The following is an 18,393-nucleotide window of genomic DNA, read 5'->3' on the forward strand; positions in this document are numbered from 1 at the left end:
CCGAACCTCCCGTTTTTCTTTTCACCCTATGTGATCACCCGTAGCGCTGGCCAACCAGGGTGTTGGCCAGCGGAGATGGCCGTCAACTCCCGGACGAGGCGGGCGCCGTGGGGGCACTTACATCGAAGTGCCCCGCTTCGGGGCTCGCCTTCATGAGGGCGGTCAGGACCCGCGCCTTGACCGGGCCGTGCTCGCCGCTGCCCCAGAAGACCGTTCGGCCCCCGGCCAGCTCCAGGGTGACGGAATCGTACGAGGTGACGCGTACGACACGAGTGTCCCGGGCGACTTCCGGCGGGAGTTCGCCACGGACGCGGACCGCCTCCCCGAGCAGCCGGTCCGCGCCGAAGCGGCGGAGGCTCGGCGAGGCGGCGCTGTCCAGGACGAGCAGGGGGACGCCGCGCGGGGCCGTGTCGACGGTGGCGAACCGCAGGGCCGTGGAGTCCACTTCGATGAACTTTCGCCCCTTTTCGATGAGCAACACGGGCTGCCGTTCCGTCACCTTCAGCCCGATTCCGTGCGGCCATGACCGTACGACGTCGATCGACCCGATCCGCGGCAGCCGCTGCCGGAGCCGGGCCTCGATCCCGTCGGTGTCGACGGAGACGAGCGGGGCGCCCATCGGGACGGCGGCGACCGCCTCGACCTCGGCCGGCGTCAGGACCCGGGTGCCGGAAGTCTTCACACGTTCCACACGGAACCAGGTCGACCCGTAGAGCGCCCAGACCCCGCCGACCACGAGCGCGACGAGGCCGAGCGCCACGAGGAGCACCCGGGGGGCGGGCAACCGGAACCGACGATTCCGGTCGCGGGCGCCGGGCGACCGCTCCGACGACCCCTTCGACTTGCTGGTACCGCTCTTCTCCGCGGTCGTCGGTCCGGCTGCCACCCGGCGCCTCCTGCCCTCAGTCCCCCGCCGTTCCCGCTAGCGGGAGGCGATCGCCTCGTACACCATGCCGACGAGCAGGTCGTCGGCGTCCCGGCGGCCGAACTCGGCGGCGGCGCGGGACATCTCGTACAACCGGTGCGGATCCGCCAGCACGGGCAGGACGTTGCCCTGCACCCACTGCGGCGTCAGCTCCGCGTCGTCGACGAGGAGCCCACCGCCCGCCTTGACCACCGGCTGGGCGTTGAGCCGCTGTTCGCCGTTGCCGATGGGCAGCGGGACGTAGGCGGCGGGCAGCCCGACGGCGGAGAGCTCGGCGACGGTCATCGCGCCCGCGCGGCAGAGCATCATGTCGGCCGCGGCGTACGCGAGGTCCATCCGGTCCACGTACGGTACCGGCACGTACGGCGGCATACCGGGCATGTTGTCGACACGCGGCATCTCGTTCTTCGGGCCGACCGCGTGCAGGATCTGGATGCCGGAGCGCTGGAGCACCGGGGCGATCTGCTGGATCACCTCGTTGAGCCGCCGGGCGCCCTGGGAGCCGCCGGAGACGAGCAGCGTCGGCAGGTTCGGGTCGAGGCCGAAGGCGGCGCGCGCCTCGGGCCGCATCCGCGCCCGGTCGAGGGTCGCGATGGTGTGCCGCAGCGGGATGCCGATGTAGCGGGCGTTGCGGAGCTTGCTGTCCGGGGTGGCGACGGCGACCCCGGCCGCGTACCGCGAACCGATCTTGTTGGCCAGGCCGGGCCGGGCGTTGGCCTCGTGGACCACGATGGGCACCCCGAGGCGCTTGGCCGCCAGATAGCCGGGCAGGGCCACGTAGCCGCCGAAGCCGACCACGCAGTCCGCCTTGGTGCGCTCCAGGACCTGCTCGGCCGCCTTGATCGTGCCGCGCAGCCGCCCGGGGACGGTGATCAGCTCGGGCGTGGGCTTGCGGGGCAGCGGCACGGCGGGGATGAGCGCCAACTCGTAGCCCCGCTCGGGCACGAGCCGGGTCTCCAGACCCTTCTCCGTGCCGAGCGCCGTGATCCCCACGCTGGGGTCCTGCCTGCGCAGGGCGTCCGCGAGGGCCAGCGCGGGCTCGATGTGGCCGGCGGTCCCCCCGCCGGCGAGTACGACATGCACCGAAATTCACCGCTCTCCGGACGGGCGCTTCTTGACGCGCCGTCGCATCGACTTCCATCTCTTCCCGGCCCGCTTGCCCCAGCCGGGGCGACGCATGGCCAGGGCCGCTTTCGCGGCGGGTTCCTGTCGCGCGAAGGCGATGAGGAGCCCGACGGCGAACATGGTCGGCAGCAGGGCCGACCCTCCGTAGGAGAACAGCGGGAGCGGGACACCGGCGATCGGCAGCAGGCCGAGCACCGCACCGATGTTGATCACGGCCTGAGCCGTGATCCAGGTGGTCACACCTCCCGCGGCGAACCTCACGAAGGGGTCCTCCGTGCCTCCGGCCACGCGGATACCCGCATAGCCTAGAGCCGCGAACAGGGCGAGTACCGACAGCGTCCCCGCGAGACCCAGTTCCTCACCGGTGACCGCGAAGATGAAGTCGGTGTGCGCTTCGGGGAGTTGGCCCCATTTCTCGACGCTCGCACCGAGTCCGGAACCGAACCAACCGCCCGAGGCCAGAGCATAGATTCCGTGCGCGGCCTGCAGGCAGGGGGCTCCCTCGCCACCGGGATCGGTCGCGCCGATGCAGTCGAAGCGCTTCATCCGGTTCGAACTCGTCTTGATCAGCAGCACGCCGATCGCACCGGCCACCGTGAGCACGCCGACGAAGAGCCGGGTGGGCGCTCCGGCCGTCCACAACAGGCCGAAGAGGATGGCCGCGAGGATGATCGAGGTGCCCATGTCGCCGCCGAGCATGATCAGTCCGAGCAGCATGAAGGCCCCGGGGACCAGCGGCACCAGCATGTGCTTCCACTGGGTCAGCAGCCGCATGTCCTGCTTGCGCGCGAGCAGGTCGGCCCCCCACAGGATCAGCCCCAGCTTGCCGAACTCGCTGGGCTGGAGCTGGAAGGGGCCGCCGAGCGAGATCCAGTTCTGGTTGCCGTTGACCGCGTGCCCTATCCCGGGGATCTGCACGAGGACCATCAGGAAGACCGCGCCGGCCAGGATCGGGTAGGCGAGCGCCCGGTGCAGCTTGACCGGCATCCGCGAGGCGACCAGGAGCAGTCCGGTGCCGAGGAGCGCGGCGAAGAACTGCTTCCGGAAGAAGTAGGAGGGCACCAGGTCGTAGCGGAGCGCCGTGATCATCGAGGCGGAGTAGACCATCACGAGGCCGAGCGTGGTGATGAGCAGCCCCGCGCCGATGATCACGTAGTACGCCGTCAGGGGCCGGTCCCAGGCCTTGCGGAGCCGCTCGTAGGCCCCCCGTACGCCGCCGCGCGCTCGCCGCGGGGTCGCGGGAGCCCGCCCTCCGCCGCGTGCGGCGGAGGGGCGGCGTGTCCCGGCGATCTTGCTCGGCATGGTCGCTGTCCCCTCCGGTCGTGCCCGGTCCGGCCGGACCCTCCCACTGGTCGGGTCAGGCGTCCCCGGTGGCGGCGAGGGCGCGGACGGCGTCCGCGAAGGCCTCGCCCCGCTTGTTGTAGTTGGTGAACATGTCCATCGAGGCGCAGGCCGGGGCGAGCAGGACCGTGTCTCCCGGACGGGCGAGCCGGGCCGCCTCGCGGACCGCCTCGGACATCGCCCCAGTGTCGGTCCGGTCGAGGTCCACCACCGGGACCTCCGGGGCGTGTCGCGCCAGGGCTTCGCGGATCAGGGCGCGGTCGGCGCCGATCAGGACGGCCCCGCGCAGGCGCTTCGCCGACCGCTGGACGAGCTCGTCGAAGGTCGCGCCCTTGGCGAGGCCGCCGGCGATCCAGACGATCGGGTCGTAGGCGGCCAACGAGGCTTCGGCGGCGTGGGTGTTGGTGGCCTTGGAGTCGTCGACGTACGTGACTCCCTCGACCTCCTCGACCAGTTCGATGCGGTGCGGGTCGGGGCGGAAGGCCTTCAGGCCGTCCCGTACGGCCTTCGCCTCGACGCCGAAGGCGCGCGCGAGGGCGGCCGCGGCGAGGGCGTTGGCGATGTTGTGCGGGGCCGGCGGCTGGACGTCGGAGACCTCGGCGAGCTCCTGGGCGTTCTTCTGCCGGTTCTCGACGAAGGCGCGGTCGACGAGGATGCCCTCGACGACGCCGAGCTGGGAGGGGCCGGGAGTGCCGAGGGTGAAGCCGATGGCCCGGCAGCCCTCCTCGACGTCGGCCTCGCGCACCAGGTCCTCGGTGACCTTGTCGGCGACGTTGTACACGCAGGCGACCTGGTTGCCCTCGTAGATCCGGCCCTTGTCGGCGGCGTACGCCTCCATGGAGCCGTGCCAGTCGAGGTGGTCGGGCGCCAGGTTGAGCACGGCGGCCGAGTGGGCGCGGACGGAGGGCGCCCAGTGGAGCTGGTAACTGGAGAGCTCGACCGCGAGGACGTCGTACTCCTCCTCGCCGAGCACCGCGTCGAGGAGCGAGACGCCGATGTTGCCGACGGCGGCGGTCCGCAGGCCCGCCGCCTCCAGGATCGAGGCGAGCATCCGCACGGTCGTGGTCTTGCCGTTGGTGCCGGTGACCGCGAGCCAGGGAGCCGCTCCGGGGCCGCGCAGGCGCCAGGCGAGCTCGACGTCGCCCCAGACCTCCACGCCCGCCTCGGCGGCGGCCGCGAAGAGGGGCTTGTCGGGCTGCCAGCCGGGAGTGGTGACGATCAGCTCGGTGCCGGCCGGCAGGGTGGCCCCGTCGCCGAGGTGGACGGTGATGCCCTCCGCCTCCAGCTCCGCGGCCTGGGCCCGGGAGCGCTCGTCGTCGCCGTCGTTGACGACGGTCACGAGCGCGCCGCGGGCGTGCAGGACGCGGGCGGCCGGGATGCCGGAGACGCCGAGTCCCGCGACGGTGACCTTCTTGCCGTTCCAGTCGAGCTGTTCTGTCACTTTTCCGATGCCCATCCCGCGTAGAAGAGGCCCAGGCCCACGATCACGCACATGCCCTGGATGATCCAGAACCGGACGACGACCAGGACCTCGGACCACCCCTTGAGTTCGAAGTGGTGCTGGAGGGGTGCCATCCGGAAGACGCGCTTGCCGGTCATCTTGAACGAGCCGACCTGGATGACCACGGACATCGTGATCAGCACGAACAGGCCGCCGAGCAGGGCCAGCAGGAGCTCCGTACGGGAGCAGATGGCGAGACCGGCGAGGGCGCCGCCGAGGGCGAGCGAGCCGGTGTCGCCCATGAAGATCTTGGCGGGCGAGGTGTTCCACCAGAGGAAGCCGAAACAGGCTCCCATCAGCGCGGAGGCGACGACCGCGAGGTCGAGCGGGTCGCGGACCTCGAAGCAGGCGTTGGGGTTGGTCAGCGTGATGGCGTTGGCGCAGGACTCCTGGAACTGCCAGAGCCCGATGAAGGTGTACGCGCCGAAGACCATCACCGAGGCGCCGGTGGCCAGACCGTCCAGACCGTCCGTCAGGTTCACGCCGTTGGACATGGCCAGGATCATGAAGAGCGCCCAGACCACGAAGAGCACCGGGCCGATGGCCCAGCCGAAGTCCGCGATGAAGGAGAGCTTCGTGGAGGCGGGGGTGAGCCCGCGCAGGTCCGCGAACTGCAGCGCGAGCACGGCGAAGGCGATGCCGACGATCAGCTGCCCGGCCATCTTCGCCTTGGCCCGCAGACCCAGCGACCGCTGCTTGACGATCTTGATGTAGTCGTCGAGGAAGCCCACCAGGCCCATGCCGGCCATGAGGAACAGCACCAGGACGCCCGAGTACGTCGGGTCCTCACCGGTGATGACCTTGGCCAGCGCGTACGCGATGAGCGTGGCCAGGATGAAGGAGATGCCGCCCATGGTGGGCGTGCCCTTCTTCCCGGCGTGACCGCGCGGGCCGTCGTCCCGGATGAACTGCCCGTACCCCTTGCGGGCAAGGAGCTTGATCAGCAGCGGCGTGCCGATCAGGGTCAGGAAGAGCCCGATGGCCCCCGCGAAGAGGATCTGCCTCATCGGCCGGTGACCTCGCCCTCGGTGTCGAGGAGCGCCAGCGCGACCTGTTCGAGACCGACCGACCTGGAAGCCTTCACAAGGACGACGTCCCCCGGGCGCAGCTCACTGCGCAACAGGTCGACAGCCGCCTGCGCGTCGGACACGTGCACCGACTCCTCACCCCACGAACCCTCGTTATATGCGCCCAGTTGCAGCCAGGACGCTTCCCTGCCCCCGACCGCGACGAGCTTGCTGACGTTGAGCCGGACGGCGAGCCGTCCGACCGCGTCGTGCTCGACGAGCGATGCGTCACCGAGCTCGGCCATCTTGCCGAGCACCGCCCACGTACGAGCCCCTCGGGCCTGTGCGGCCCTGCCCATGGCCGCGAGCGCGCGCAGGGCGGCTCGCATGGACTCGGGGTTCGCGTTGTAGGCGTCGTTGACGATCGTCACGCCGTCCGGACGCTCGGTGACCTCCATGCGCCAGCGCGACAGGGTGCCGGCCTCGGAGAGCGCGGTGGCGATCTCTTCGACGGGCATGCCCAGCTCGTGCGCGACGGCGGCCGCTGCGAGCGCGTTCGACACGTGGTGCTCACCGTACAGGCGCAAGGTCACGTCGCTGCACCCGGTGGGTGTGTGAAGCCTGAAAGAAGGCTGTCCGAGCTCTGTGAGGTGGACGTTCTCGGCCCGTACGGCCGCTTCGTCCGCTTCGCCGAACAGGGTCACGCGGGCCTCGGTGCGGCTCGCCATGGCCCGGACGAGCGGATCGTCGGCGTTGAGGACCGCGATCCCTCCCTCCTCTGCGGACGGCAGGGACTCGACGAGCTCGCCCTTCGCCTGGGCGATCTGCTCCCGGCCGCCGAACTCGCCGATGTGGGCGGTGCCCACGTTGAGGACGAGGCCGATGCGGGGCGGGGTGAGTTCCGTGAGGTAGCGGATGTGGCCGATTCCGCGGGCACCCATCTCCAGGACCAGGTGCCGGGTCTCGTCGCTCGCGCGGAGCGCCGTGAGCGGCAGGCCGATCTCGTTGTTGAGCGACCCGGGCGTCCACACGGTGGGCGCGTGCCGGTCGAGGACCTGGGCGATCAGGTCCTTCGTGGAGGTCTTGCCGGCCGAGCCGGTGAGGGCGACGACATCGGTGCCGAGCCGTTCCACGACCGCGCGGGCGAGGGCCCCCAACGCGTTCTGGACGTCGTCGACGACGATGGCGGGGACGCCGACGGGCCGGGCGGCGAGCACGGCCGCCGCTCCCGCCGCGACGGCGCGCTCCGCGTAGTCGTGGCCGTCGACGCGCTCGCCGGCGAAGGCCACGAAGAGGCTGCCGGCCCGCACCTCGCGGGAGTCGATGACGACGGGCCCGGTGATCCGGGTGGCCGGATCCGGTATGTCGTGCGCCTGCCCGCCGACGATTTCGGCGATCTCGGCGAGGGAGAGGGCGATCACTGCTTCATCCCTGACTGTTCTCGTGACGGTGTGCGTCCTGCTGGCTCTGCTGGCTGAGAATCGCCGCGCGCAGGACCTCGCGGTCGTCGAAGGGGCGGACGACCCCGGCGGTCTCCTGGCCCTGCTCGTGGCCCTTGCCGGCGACCAGGACGGTGTCGCCGGGCCGTGCGCGGGCGACGGCGGCGGCGATGGCGGCGGCCCTGTCGGGTTCGACGAGGACGTGGCCGCGCTCCTGCTCCGGCACCTCGACGGCACCGGCGAGCATGGCTCCGAGGATCGCCAGGGGGTCCTCGGAGCGGGGGTTGTCGGAGGTCAGGACGGCGGTGTCGGCGAGCCGGGCGGCGGCGGCGCCCATCGGGCCGCGTTTGGTGGTGTCCCGGTCGCCGCCGCAGCCGATGACCACGTGCAGCCGGCCCTCGGTGACCTCGCGCAGGGAGCGGAGGACCGATTCGACGGCGTCCGTCTTGTGCGCGTAGTCGACGACCGCGAGGTACGGCTGGCCGGCGTCGACCCGCTCCAGGCGGCCCGGGACGCCGGGGACGGCGGCGACGCCCTCGGCCGCGGCCTTCGGGTCCAGGCCGGCGGCGGCGAGGGTGGCGATCGCGGCGAGGGTGTTGGCGACGTTGAACGGGCCGGGCAGCGGGGCGGTGGCGGAGATCCGCTCGCCCTCGGGCCCGACGGCGGTGAAGGTCGAGTCGTGGGAGCCGAGGACGAGGTCCTCGGCCCGCCAGTCGGCCTCGGCGCGGCCCTCGGCGGAGAAGGTGACGACCGGGACGGTGGCCTCCGAAGCCAGCCTGCGGCCGTACGCGTCGTCGAGGTTGACCACGCCCAGGCGGCTGCGCTCGGGCGTGAAGAGCCCGGCCTTGGCCTGGAAGTAGTCCTCCATGTCGGAGTGGAACTCCATGTGTTCCGGGCTGAGGTTGTTGAAGACGGCGACGTCGAAGACGCAGCCGTCGACCCGGCCGAGGACCAGGGCGTGGCTGGAGACCTCCATGGCGACGGCCTCGACGCCCCGCTCGCGCATGACGGCGAAGAGCGCCTGGAGGTCGGTGGCCTCGGGCGTGGTGCGCTCGGACTTGATGCGCTCGTCGCCGATCCGCATCTCGACGGTGCCGACGAGACCGGTCCTCCGTCCGGAGCCGCGCAGGCCGCCCTCCACCAGGTAGGCGGTGGTGGTCTTGCCGGAGGTGCCGGTGATGCCGATCTGGAGGAGGTCCTCGCCGGGACTCCCGTAGATCGCGGCCGCGAGTTCGCCCATCCGGCCCCGCGGGTTCTCCACGACGAGGACCGGGAGGCCGGTCGTGGCGGCGCGCTCGGCGCCCGCCGGGTCGGTGAGGATCGCGGCGGCGCCGAGTTCGGCGGCCTGGGCGACGAAGTCCGCTCCGTGCGTGCGGGCGCCGGGCAGGGCCGCGTACACGTCCCCGGGGCGCACGGCCCGCGAGTCGTGCGTGATGCCCGAGATCTCGGCGGCCCGCGGGGCGTCGACCCCGAGCCGTGCGGCCAGGTCGCCCAGGGGTGTCGGGCGGACCTGCTCCGGCCGGGGTGGGGTGTTTCGGTACTGATCAGCGTGTGGCACGGCGGTGAGCGTACCGGGCGCACCCTGTGCGGGGCCAAAAGAGCCCGGGGCCTCGCCGGAGTTCGATTTCCGGTTCCCGGAATGGGGGGTGATGGTTGTCACTGGTGCTCCCGGAGTGTCACGGGGTGGGTTCGAAGTCGACCGGCAGTCGGGCGGGTGCGCTGCCCGTCGGTGCTACGTGGAGGGTCTTGAGGGCGAACTCCATGACCTTCTTGTAGATGGGTCCGCAGATCTGGCCGCCGAAGTAGTTGCCCTTGGTGGGGTTCTGGATGGCGCAGTAGACGGTGACGCGGGGCTGGTCGGCGGGGGCGAAGCCGGCGAAGGAGGCGGTGTAGCCCTTGTAGCGGCCGAGTTCGGGGTCGACGCGGTTGGCGGTGCCGGTCTTGCCCGCGACGCGGTAGCCGGGGATCGCGGCCTTGTTGCCGGTGCCGTCCTCGTCGTCGACGACGGACTCCAGCATCTGCGCGAGGGACTTGGCCGTCTTCTCGCTGACGACCCGGGACTCCTTGGGCGCGGGGGCCGCGGTGAAGCGCCCGTCGGGGCCCTTGGTGCCGCGGACGAGGGTCGGTTCGATCCGTACGCCTCCGTTGGCGATGGTCGAGTAGACGGAGGCGGCCTGCATGGCGCTGACGGAGAGGCCCTGGCCGAAGGGGATCGTGTACTGCTGCGAGGTGGACCAGTCCTGCGGTTTGGCGAGGATGCCGGGGGTCTCCCCCGGGTAGTGGAGGCCGGTGGGGCTGCCGATGCCGAACTTGCGCAGGTAGGAGTGGAGGATCCGGTTGGACTCGGCCTGGGTGGCGCCGAGCCGGCCGGTGGCGAGGATGGTGCCGATGTTGCTGGACCGGGCGAGGACTCCGTTGAGCGTCAGGTACCAGGTCTTGTGGTCGACGTCGTCCTTGAAGAGCCGGTCGCCGCGGTGGAGCCGGTTGGGGACGGTGACGTGGGTGTCGGGGGCGGCCTTGCCCTCCTCCAGGACGGCGGCCATGGACATGATCTTGCTGGTGGAGCCGGGCTCGTAGGCGTCCTGGAGGGCGGCGTTGCCCATGGCGGCGGCGTTGGCGGCGGAGAGGTCGTTGGGGTCGAAGCCGGGGGCGTTGGCCATGGCGAGGACCTCGCCGGTGCGGGTGTCCTGGACGATGACGTAGCCGCGGTCGGCCTTCGACCTGCGGACCTGGTCGCTGATGGCCTGCTGGGCGGCCCACTGGATGTCCCGGTCGATGGTGAGCTCGATGTCGGAGCCGGGGACGGCGGGGGTGCCCTGGGAGCCGGCGGTGGGGACCTGCCGGCCGCCGGAGGCGGTGAAGCGGATCTTCCCGTCCCGGCCGGCGAGTTCGGGGTCGAGCATGGACTCCAGGCCGCCGGCGCCGCGGCCCTCGGCGTTGACGTACCCCAGTATCCCGGCGGCGAGCTCGCCGTTCGGGTACACGCGCTTGGTGCTGGGCTCGCTGAGGATGCCGCCGAGGAGGTTGATCCCGTTCCCGCCGACGGCCTGGGCCTTCTGCCCGTAGACCCGCTTCAGGTCCTTGATCTGGTTCCAGACCTGGGGGGTCTGCTTGCGGGCGAGCAGGGTGTAGCGGGACTTGGGGGTGCGGAGCTTCTTCGCGAGCTCGGCCGGCTCCTTGCCGAGGATGGGGGCGAGGAGGGCGGCGGCCTGCTCGGGGGCGTCGGCGGTCTTCGACTCCTCGCGGGTGAAGAGCTTGGGGTCGGCGGTGATGTCGTACGCGTCGACGCTGGCGGCGAGCGCGATGCCGTTGCGGTCGGTGATCTCGCCCCGCTCGGCGGAGAGCGTGTACTCCTGGAAACGGTACTTGTCGGCCTTGGCGGCGTACGCGCCGGCGTCGACGGCCTGGACCTGGAGCAGCCGCACGACGAAGACCAGCATGACGAGGGTCAGGCCGAGGGAGATCAGGCGCAGCCGGGGCCGGGGGCTGCCCAGCCGGATGGTGCGGGGCTGCCGGGCGGCGGGCCGCCGCTTCGCGGCCGGGCGCGGGGCGGGGCGGGACGGGCGGGCTCCGGGCGTCCGGGCCCCGGCGGAGGCGGGCCGGGGGCGTGCGGGCCGGGCGGGGCCCGGGACGCGGCGGCCCGGGGGCTCCTTGGGAGGCACTCGCGGTCACCTGCCGGTCTGTGTCGGTGCGGGTACGGTCACTGGGGGCGCGGGTACCGGGCCCGTCCCCGCCCGGCGGTCCTGGGCGTCCGGCCCCGGGCCGGCGGGGCTCCCGTCGGCGGGGAAAGCGCCGGTGGGACCCGTGCCGGTGTCCGCCGGGCCGCCGAACGTGCGGAGGGCCGTCGAGGCGTCGGTCCGGGTGGCGGACGGGGTCCCCGGGGCACCGGTGCCGGCCGACGGCTTCGGGGTCGGCTTGGGGGCGACCGCGACCGAGGGTTCGCCCAGGACCCTGCCGTCCGGACCGAGGAAGGCGGGGCTGCCGCCGGGGACCATGCCGAGCTTGCGGGCCCGCCGCTCCAGGGCGTCGGGGGCCGCGTAGTCGTCGACGTCCCGCTGGAGGGCCTGCTCCTCGTCGGTGAGCTCGGTGGTCTTGTCCTTGAGCTCGTTCAGCTTGAAGGAGCCCTGGTTGAGGGCCGAGTTCAGCAGGAGCAGGGTGATCAGCCCGCCGCCGAGCAGGACGACGACGAGCAGGACGAAGGGGGTGCGGGCGGCCGAGCTGGGCCCCGACGGCATGAGCCGGCCGAGCTGCGCGGCCCGCCCTTTGAGGGGCCCCTTCGCCGTGCTCACTGGACGTCTTCCCGGATGCGCTCGACGCCCCGGAGCCGGGCGGGGGCGGCGCGCCGGTTCTCGGCGACCTCCTCCTCCGTGGGCAGCTCGGCGCCCCGGGTGAGCAGCTTCAGCCGGGGCTGGTACTTCTCGGGGACGACCGGCAGTCCGGGCGGGGCGGTGGTCGCCGCGCCGGCCGCGAAGACGCCCTTGACGATCCGGTCCTCCAGGGACTGGTACGAGAGGACGACGACCCGGCCGCCGACGGCGAGGGCCTTCACGGCCGCCGGGATGGCCTTCTCGACGCTTTCGAGCTCGTGGTTGACCTCGATGCGCAGGGCCTGGAAGGTCCGCTTGGCCGGGTTGCCGCCGGTGCGCTTGGCGGCCTGCGGCAGGGCGTCGCGGATGAGCTCGACGAGCCGGGCGCTGTGGGTGAAGGGCTCCTTCTCGCGCTCGCGCACGATCGCGGAGACGATCCGCTTGGCCTGCTTCTCCTCGCCGTACGCGCGCAGGATCCGGACCAGCTCGCCCGCCGGGTAGGTGTTGAGGACCTCGGCCGCGCTGATGCCGGCCGTCTGGTCCATGCGCATGTCGAGCGGGGCGTCCTGGGCGTAGGCGAAGCCGCGGTCGGCCTCGTCCAGCTGCATGGAGGAGACGCCCAGGTCGAAGAGGACGCCGTCCACCTTCGGGATGCCGAGCCGGTCGAGGACCTCGGGCAGCTCGTCGTACACGGCGTGGACGAGGGTGGCCCGGTCCCCGTACCGGGCGAGTCGCTCGCCGGAGAGCCGCAGGGCCTCCTTGTCGCGGTCGAGGGCGACGAGCCGCGCCTCGGGGAACCGCTCCAGCAGGGCCTCGCTGTGGCCGCCGAGGCCCAGGGTGCAGTCGACGACGACCGCGCCGGGGCGCTGCAGTGCGGGGGCCAACATGTCCAGGCACCGCTGGAGCATCACCGGGACGTGTCGGTCGTTGCTCAATGCGCCCTCTCAGGTCCGGCGCGGAGGCACGTACCGCGGGCGGAGGCCGAGCCGGAGGTACCGCCGCACACACGGGGGGAGAAACCGCGGGAAATCGCTCGTTGTCTCCGTGAACTCCGCGTCACTTTAGTCCACGGGACCCGCCGGTCAATCAACCGACTGGCGCGTCGCCCGGCACCGGCGGCCGGTCCGGACGTTCCGGACGGCTCACCCGTTCGGGGGCGGAGCCGCCACGTCTGTGACGTGGGTCACAACAACACCCATTGAGGTTCTTTGTCCCCTCTCACAGCAGGCCCGGAAAGCCCGTGACCATTAACGTCGGAACCATGTCGACCTCCGCGCACCCCTCCGCCGACGTCATACCCGCCGCCCCCACGGTCACCGACCGCCTCGTCGAGGCCAACGCCCGCTACGCCTCCGACTTCACCGACCCGGGAATGGACGCGCGGCCCGTGCTGCGCGTCGCCGTCGTCGCCTGCATGGACGCCCGTCTCGACCTGCACGCGGCCCTCGGCCTCGAACTCGGCGACTGCCACACCATCCGCAACGCGGGCGGCGTGGTCACCGACGACGTGATCCGGTCGCTCACCATCAGCCAGCGCGCCCTCGGCACCCGCAGCGTGATGCTGGTGCACCACACGAACTGCGGTCTCGAGTCGCTCACCGAGGACTTCCGGCACGAGCTGGAGGACGAGGTCGGCCAGCGCCCGGCCTGGGCCGTCGAGGCCTTCCGTGACGTCGACCAGGACGTCCGGCAGTCGATGCAGCGGGTGCGGACCTCCCCCTTCCTGCTGCACTCCGACGACGTCCGCGGCTTCGTCTTCGACGTCACGACCGGCCTGCTGCGCGAGATCGACCCGGCGTAACCAGTCAAACCCCGGCATTTCCCTCCCACTTGCCCGCAGCCAAGTGACACGGCCCCGCCGCGCCAACCAGAATGCCCGGACGACAGTTCCGAAAGGCCGAGGAGGGCCGGGGTGACGACCTATGACGATCGAGCGAGCCTCGCTGATCTGACCACCACCGTGGAGAGAGTCCGCAGATCGGTGGAGAGCGTGATCGAGGGCAAGCCCGAGGTCGTACGGCTTTCGCTGACCGTGCTGCTCGCCGAGGGACACCTCCTCATCGAGGATGTCCCCGGCGTCGGCAAGACCATGCTGGCCAAGACGCTGGCCCGGTCCATCGACTGCTCGGTGCGCCGCATCCAGTTCACCCCCGACCTGCTGCCCTCGGACGTCACCGGCGTGTCGATCTTCGACCAGCAGCAGCGGGACTTCGAGTTCAAGCCGGGCGCGATCTTCGCCCAGATCGTGATCGGCGACGAGATCAACCGCGCCTCGCCGAAGACCCAGTCCGCGCTCCTGGAGTCCATGGAGGAGCGCCAGGTCACGGTCGACGGCCAGACGTACGAGCTGCCCAGCCCGTTCATGGTCGTCGCCACCCAGAACCCGGTCGAGATGGAGGGCACCTACCCGCTGCCCGAGGCCCAGCGCGACCGCTTCATGGCCCGGGTGTCCATCGGCTACCCGAGCGCCGAGGCCGAGCTCCAGATGCTCGACGTGCACGGCTCGGTCTCCCCGCTGGACGACCTCCAGCCGGTCGCCCACGCCCACGACGTCCTCAAGCTGATCGACGCGGTGCGCGGGGTGCACGTCGCCGACGCCGTCCGCCGGTACGCGGTCGACATCGTCGCCGCCACCCGCACCCACCCCGACCTGCGGCTCGGCGCCTCCCCCCGGGCCACGCTCCACCTGCTGCGGGCCGCCAAGGCCTCCGCGGCGCTCAGCGGCCGGGAGTACGTGCTGCCCGACGACCTCCAGGCCCTCGCCTCGCCCGTCCTCGCCCACCGGCTGCTGCCGACGGCGCAGGCCCAGCTGAACCGCCGCACCGCCGAACAGGTCGTCCAGGACATCCTGCAGCGCACCCCCGTCCCGACCGCGGCCCCGCCCTCCGGACCGCTCTACGGCCAGCAGCCCGGCGCCCGGCGGCTGTGATGAGTGGCGCCGCCGTGCCGGACGGACAGCGGGGCGACGAGGACGACCGGGGCGGGCTGCGGGCCGCCTTCGGCGGTCTCACCACCCGCGGCCGCTCCTTCCTCGCCGCCGGGGTGGCCGCCGCCGCCTGCGCGTACGTCCTCGGCCAGGCCGACCTGCTGCGCGTCGGACTGCTGCTCGCCGCCCTCCCGCTGATCTGCGTCCTCGCGCTGCACCGGACCCGCTACCGGGTCGCCACCGCCCGCCGGCTCACCCCCCAGCGGGCGGAGGCCGGTACCGAGGCGCGGGTCCAGCTCCGGATGGAGAACGTCTCCAAACTCCCCACCGGCCTCCTGATGCTCCAGGACCACGTGCCGTACGTGCTGGGGCCCCGCCCCCGCTTCGTCCTCGACCGGGTCGAGGCCGGCGGACGGCGCGAGGTGTCCTACCGGGTCCGCTCCGACCTGCGCGGCCGCTTCCCGCTGGGCCCCCTCCAGCTGCGGCTCGACGACCCCTTCGGGATGTGCGAGCTGACCCGTTCCTTCAGCGCGTACGACACCCTCACCGTCGTGCCCCGGACCGAGGCCCTCCCGCCGGTGAAGCTCTTCGGCGAGGCCTCGGGGTACGGGGACGGGCAGTCGCGCTCCCTCGCGCTCGCCGGCGACGACGACGTCCTCCCGCGCGCCTACCGCCACGGCGACGACCTGCGCCGGGTCCACTGGCGCTCCACCGCCCGCTACGGCGAGCTGATGGTCCGCCGCGAGGAACTGCCCCAGCGGGCCCGCTGCACCGTCCTCCTCGACACCCGCCGGATCGCCTTCCAGGGCGCCGGCCCCGACTCCGCCTTCGAATGGGCGGTCTCCGGCACCGCCTCCGCGCTCGTCCACATGCTGGAGCGCGGCTACGCCGTCCGGCTGCTCACCGACACCGGCAGCGCGATCCCCGGCGAGGGGGCCGAGGGCTTCGCCGGCTCGGCGCAGGACTCCGCCGAGGCCGCCGGGCTGATGATGGACACCCTCGCGGTCGTCGACCACTCCGAGGGAGCCGGACTCTCCCGCGCCTCCGACGTGCTGCGAGGCGGCGACGGACTGCTCATCGCCTTCCTCGGCGACCTCGACGAGGAGCAGGCCGCCCTCACCGCCCGGATGCGCGGGCGGACCGGCGCGGCCGTCGCCTTCGTCCTGGACTCCGACGCCTGGCTCACCGGCGGCACGGCCGCCGGAGCCGTCGAGGACCGGGTGCGGCAACTGCGGGAAGCGGGCTGGACGGCGCTCGCCGTACCGCCCGGCGCCTCGCTCGCCGACCTGTGGCAGCAGGCGGCCGGGCTCCGTCCGGAGACCACCGCCGCCGACACCTACGGAGGATGGTCATGAGCGGCCGCACACGGCTGACGCTCGCTTCCTGGGGCGCCACCCTGATGGCGGCCGGGGCGCTGCTCCCCCTGGTGAAGCCGGCGACCTGGATCTTCACGGCGGCCCTCGTCCTCGCCCTGGTGAGCGGCGTCGGCACGCTCGCACGGCGGGTGCCGCTGGCCCGGCCGCTGACCCTCCTCGCCCAGACCGCCACCGTGCTCCTCGCGCTGACCCTGTTCTTCGCCCGCGAGCAGGCCGTCCTCTGGTTCCTCCCCGGCCCCGAGGCCCTCGCGCACGCCGTCGAGCTGTTCCGGGCGGGCGCCGAGGACGTCGGCCGGTACGCGATCCCCGCGCCCGACACCGAGGGCATCCGGCTCATGCTGGTCGGCGGCGTCGTCGCGATAGGGCTCCTGGTGGACGCCCTCGCGGTCACCTTCCGCAAGGCCGCCCCGGCCGGCCTGCCGCTGCTCGCCCTGTACTCGGTGGCCGCCGGGCTCTCCGGCGGCGGCGCGGGCTGGCTCTGGTTCCTCCTCGCGGCCTCCGGCTATCTGCTGCTGCTCCTCGCCGAGGGCCGTGACCGGCTCTCCCAGTGGGGGCGGGTCTTCGGTGCCCAGCGCTCCGGGCGCCCCGGTTCGGCCGCCGGCGGCCCCGCCTTCGCCCCGGCCCGCACCGGCCGCCGGATCGGCGCCGTCGCCATGGGCGTGGCGCTGGTGGCACCGCTCGCGCTGCCGGGCTTCTCCGGCGGGCTCTTCGGCGGCGACGGCGAGGGGAACGGAGGCCCCGGCAAGGGCGGCACGATCTCCGCCGTGAACCCGCTGGTCTCCCTCCAGAACAATCTGCGCCAGCCGGAGGACCGGGAGGTCATCCGCTACCGGACCAACGCCCGCGACATCAGCGGCATGTACCTGCGGCTCGTCGCGCTCGACCAGTTCGACGGCACCTCGTGGAAGTCCTCGGTCCGCCCGATCGAGGACGTGCCGGGGCAGCTGCCCTGGCCGGACGGCCTCTCCCAGAGCGTCAAGATCACCGAGGTGACCGGCAACTTCGTCGCCTCCGACGCGTACGAGCAGAAGTGGCTGCCCATGCCGTACCCCGCCGGCCGGGTCGACATCGAGGGCCGCTGGCGGTACGAGCCGGCCGGCCGGATGCTCGTCGGCGACGACAAGCAGACCACCAAGGGCGTCCGCTACCAGGTCGCCAGCCTGGACGTGCAGCCGACGGCCCAGCAACTGGCCGGCGCCGGGCCCGCCCCGGAGAAGCTGCGCCGCGAGTACACCAAGGTGCCCACCGCGCTGCCCGCCGACGTGCGGGCGACGGCCCTGTCGGTCACCAAGGGCGCGCGCGACGACTACGAGCGGGCCGTGAAGCTGCAGGACTGGTTCGCCCGTGACGGCGGCTTCCGCTACGACGTCGACGTGGACTCCGGCACCGGTGCGCAGGCGATCTCCCGCTTCCTGAAGGACAAGGAGGGCTTCTGCATCCACTTCTCCTTCTCCATGGCGGCGATGGCCCGCTCGCTCGGCATCCCGGCCCGCGTGGCCGTGGGCTTCATGCCGGGCACGCCCCAGACCGACGGCTCGGTCTCCGTCGGCATCCGGGACGCCCACGCCTGGCCCGAGCTGTACTTCCAGGGCACCGGGTGGACCCGGTTCGAACCGACCCCCTCACGGGGCTCCACCCCCTCGTACACCCGGGAGACCACGCCCTCGGGCACGGCCACCGGGCCCGCGCAGCCGCAGCAGAGCGCCTCGGCGCAGCCGTCCGCCGCGCCGAGCGCCACGGCGGGCTGCACCCCGCAGGACCGGAAGCTCGGCGACTGCGGTCCGGACGAGGCGGTGGCCGGGGCGACCCCGGGCGGTTCGGGCCCCGACCCCCTGACGGTGACGCTGCTGTCCCTGGCGGCCGCACTCCTCCTCTCCCTCCCCCTCCTCCCGCTGCTCTGGCGGAACCGGGTCCGGGCCCGCCGGCTCGGCTCGGACACGCTCGCGGTCTGGGAGGAGATCAACGACACCGCCTGGGACCACGGGGTCGAGCCCGACGACTCGCTGACGCCCCGGAAGGCGGCGGCGCGGATCGTGCGCCTCGGTGAGCTGGGGGGCGAGTCCGCGGACGCGGTGCACCGGGTGGCGCGGGCGGTGGAGGAGGCGCTGTACGCGCCCCGGCCGCGGCCCGTCGCGGGCCTGGCCGCCGAGGCCGGGCGGGTCCGGGCCGGGTTCCACGCGGGCGCCGACCGGCGCGGGCGGCTCCGCGCCCTCCTGGCGCCCCGCTCGGGCGCCCGCCTCCGCTGGACCGCCGCGTCCCGCTGGTCCGCCGCGACGGCCCGCTGGTCGTCCCTCTTCCGCCGGAGGGCCCACGAGGCGAACTGAGGGCACCGCCCCGGACGCCACCCTCGTCGCGGACGCCCCCGGGGCGGCGCCCGTCCCCGCGCCCCCACCGGTGTGGGTTGCGCTCACGGGGCGGCGCCCGCCCCGCGCCCCGTCGCGGGCTG

14 protein-coding genes are annotated in these 18,393 nt (G+C 72.9%); 4 read left to right on the forward strand and 10 right to left on the reverse strand.

All coding sequences use genetic code 11. The features are described 5' to 3' along the window. Positions 1–82: 82 nt before the first annotated feature. From IE180_RS13705 to rsmH, 10 genes are read right to left on the reverse strand one after another with little or no spacing between them, the layout of a single operon-like run. Positions 83–886, reverse strand: a complete 804-nt coding sequence (locus tag IE180_RS13705) for a cell division protein FtsQ/DivIB (protein WP_190157129.1) — start codon at positions 884–886, stop codon at positions 83–85. Positions 887–922: 36 nt separating this feature from the next. Continuing rightward, positions 923–2,008, reverse strand: coding sequence for an undecaprenyldiphospho-muramoylpentapeptide beta-N-acetylglucosaminyltransferase (murG, locus tag IE180_RS13710; RefSeq protein ID WP_123451410.1), 1,086 nt, complete (start codon positions 2,006–2,008; stop codon positions 923–925). Positions 2,009–2,014: 6 nt separating this feature from the next. After that, entirely contained in the window at positions 2,015–3,352 is a 1,338-nt protein-coding gene (gene ftsW, locus IE180_RS13715; RefSeq protein WP_190157130.1) for a putative lipid II flippase FtsW, read from the reverse strand. Between the two features lie 55 nt (positions 3,353–3,407). Then, the gene (gene murD / locus IE180_RS13720) at positions 3,408–4,847 is read right to left on the reverse strand and encodes a UDP-N-acetylmuramoyl-L-alanine--D-glutamate ligase (RefSeq protein WP_190157131.1); all 1,440 of its coding nucleotides are present in this window, start codon (positions 4,845–4,847) and stop codon (positions 3,408–3,410) included. Next, a complete protein-coding gene (mraY, locus tag IE180_RS13725) occupies positions 4,829–5,899 on the reverse strand; it encodes a phospho-N-acetylmuramoyl-pentapeptide-transferase (protein ID WP_030693454.1) in 1,071 nt (356 codons plus the stop codon). The genes murD and mraY overlap by 19 nt, the downstream gene beginning before the upstream one ends. Next, entirely contained in the window at positions 5,896–7,320 is a 1,425-nt protein-coding gene (locus tag IE180_RS13730; protein ID WP_190157132.1) for a UDP-N-acetylmuramoyl-tripeptide--D-alanyl-D-alanine ligase, read from the reverse strand. The genes mraY and IE180_RS13730 overlap by 4 nt, the downstream gene beginning before the upstream one ends. Before the next feature lie 4 nt (positions 7,321–7,324). Further along, positions 7,325–8,998 (reverse strand): UDP-N-acetylmuramoyl-L-alanyl-D-glutamate--2,6-diaminopimelate ligase, encoded by a 1,674-nt coding sequence (locus IE180_RS13735; protein ID WP_190157133.1) that lies wholly within the window; start codon positions 8,996–8,998, stop codon positions 7,325–7,327. A gap of 16 nt (positions 8,999–9,014) precedes the next feature. Continuing rightward, a complete protein-coding gene (locus IE180_RS13740) occupies positions 9,015–11,000 on the reverse strand; it encodes a peptidoglycan D,D-transpeptidase FtsI family protein (protein WP_190157134.1) in 1,986 nt (661 codons plus the stop codon). A 6-nt stretch (positions 11,001–11,006) separates the two neighbouring features. Next, positions 11,007–11,627, reverse strand: a complete 621-nt coding sequence (gene ftsL / locus IE180_RS36410) for a cell division protein FtsL (protein WP_229860466.1) — start codon at positions 11,625–11,627, stop codon at positions 11,007–11,009. Beyond that, the gene (gene rsmH, locus IE180_RS13750) at positions 11,624–12,580 is read right to left on the reverse strand and encodes a 16S rRNA (cytosine(1402)-N(4))-methyltransferase RsmH (RefSeq protein ID WP_190157135.1); all 957 of its coding nucleotides are present in this window, start codon (positions 12,578–12,580) and stop codon (positions 11,624–11,626) included. The genes ftsL and rsmH overlap by 4 nt, the downstream gene beginning before the upstream one ends. A gap of 326 nt (positions 12,581–12,906) precedes the next feature. On the opposite strand from rsmH, the gene IE180_RS13755 reads away from it, so the two are divergent. From IE180_RS13755 to IE180_RS13770, 4 genes are all read left to right on the forward strand, one after another. After that, positions 12,907–13,446: a beta-class carbonic anhydrase gene (locus tag IE180_RS13755; protein ID WP_190157136.1), complete on the forward strand. Its 540-nt coding sequence runs from the start codon at positions 12,907–12,909 to the stop codon at positions 13,444–13,446. Between the two features lie 111 nt (positions 13,447–13,557). Continuing rightward, the gene (locus IE180_RS13760; RefSeq protein WP_190157137.1) at positions 13,558–14,574 is read left to right on the forward strand and encodes an AAA family ATPase; all 1,017 of its coding nucleotides are present in this window, start codon (positions 13,558–13,560) and stop codon (positions 14,572–14,574) included. Continuing rightward, positions 14,574–15,926 carry a DUF58 domain-containing protein gene (locus IE180_RS13765; protein WP_190157138.1) on the forward strand — a complete coding sequence of 451 codons (1,353 nt, stop codon included), beginning with the start codon at positions 14,574–14,576 and terminating at the stop codon, positions 15,924–15,926. Before IE180_RS13760 ends, IE180_RS13765 begins: the two co-directional genes overlap by 1 nt. Then, on the forward strand, positions 15,923–18,271 hold the full coding sequence (locus IE180_RS13770) for a transglutaminase TgpA family protein (RefSeq protein ID WP_190157139.1): 2,349 nt from the start codon (positions 15,923–15,925) through the stop codon (positions 18,269–18,271). Before IE180_RS13765 ends, IE180_RS13770 begins: the two co-directional genes overlap by 4 nt. Positions 18,272–18,393: the final 122 nt, after the last annotated feature.

The sequence above is a fragment of the Streptomyces litmocidini genome, from assembly GCF_014649755.1.
In the GTDB taxonomy this organism is placed as follows: Bacteria; Actinomycetota; Actinomycetes; order Streptomycetales; family Streptomycetaceae; genus Streptomyces; species Streptomyces litmocidini.

What these genes read in the sequence shown, in the direction of transcription:
- mraY (WP_030693454.1), bottom strand. Translation starts at nt 5,899, where the DNA reads ATGAGGCAGATCCTCTTCGCGGGGGCCATCGGGCTCTTCCTGACCCTG.
- ftsW (WP_190157130.1), bottom strand. Translation starts at nt 3,352, where the DNA reads ATGCCGAGCAAGATCGCCGGGACACGCCGCCCCTCCGCCGCACGCGGC.
- IE180_RS13770 (WP_190157139.1), top strand. Translation starts at nt 15,923, where the DNA reads ATGAGCGGCCGCACACGGCTGACGCTCGCTTCCTGGGGCGCCACCCTG.
- murD (WP_190157131.1), bottom strand. Translation starts at nt 4,847, where the DNA reads ATGGGCATCGGAAAAGTGACAGAACAGCTCGACTGGAACGGCAAGAAG.
- IE180_RS13755 (WP_190157136.1), top strand. Translation starts at nt 12,907, where the DNA reads ATGTCGACCTCCGCGCACCCCTCCGCCGACGTCATACCCGCCGCCCCC.
- IE180_RS13765 (WP_190157138.1), top strand. Translation starts at nt 14,574, where the DNA reads ATGAGTGGCGCCGCCGTGCCGGACGGACAGCGGGGCGACGAGGACGAC.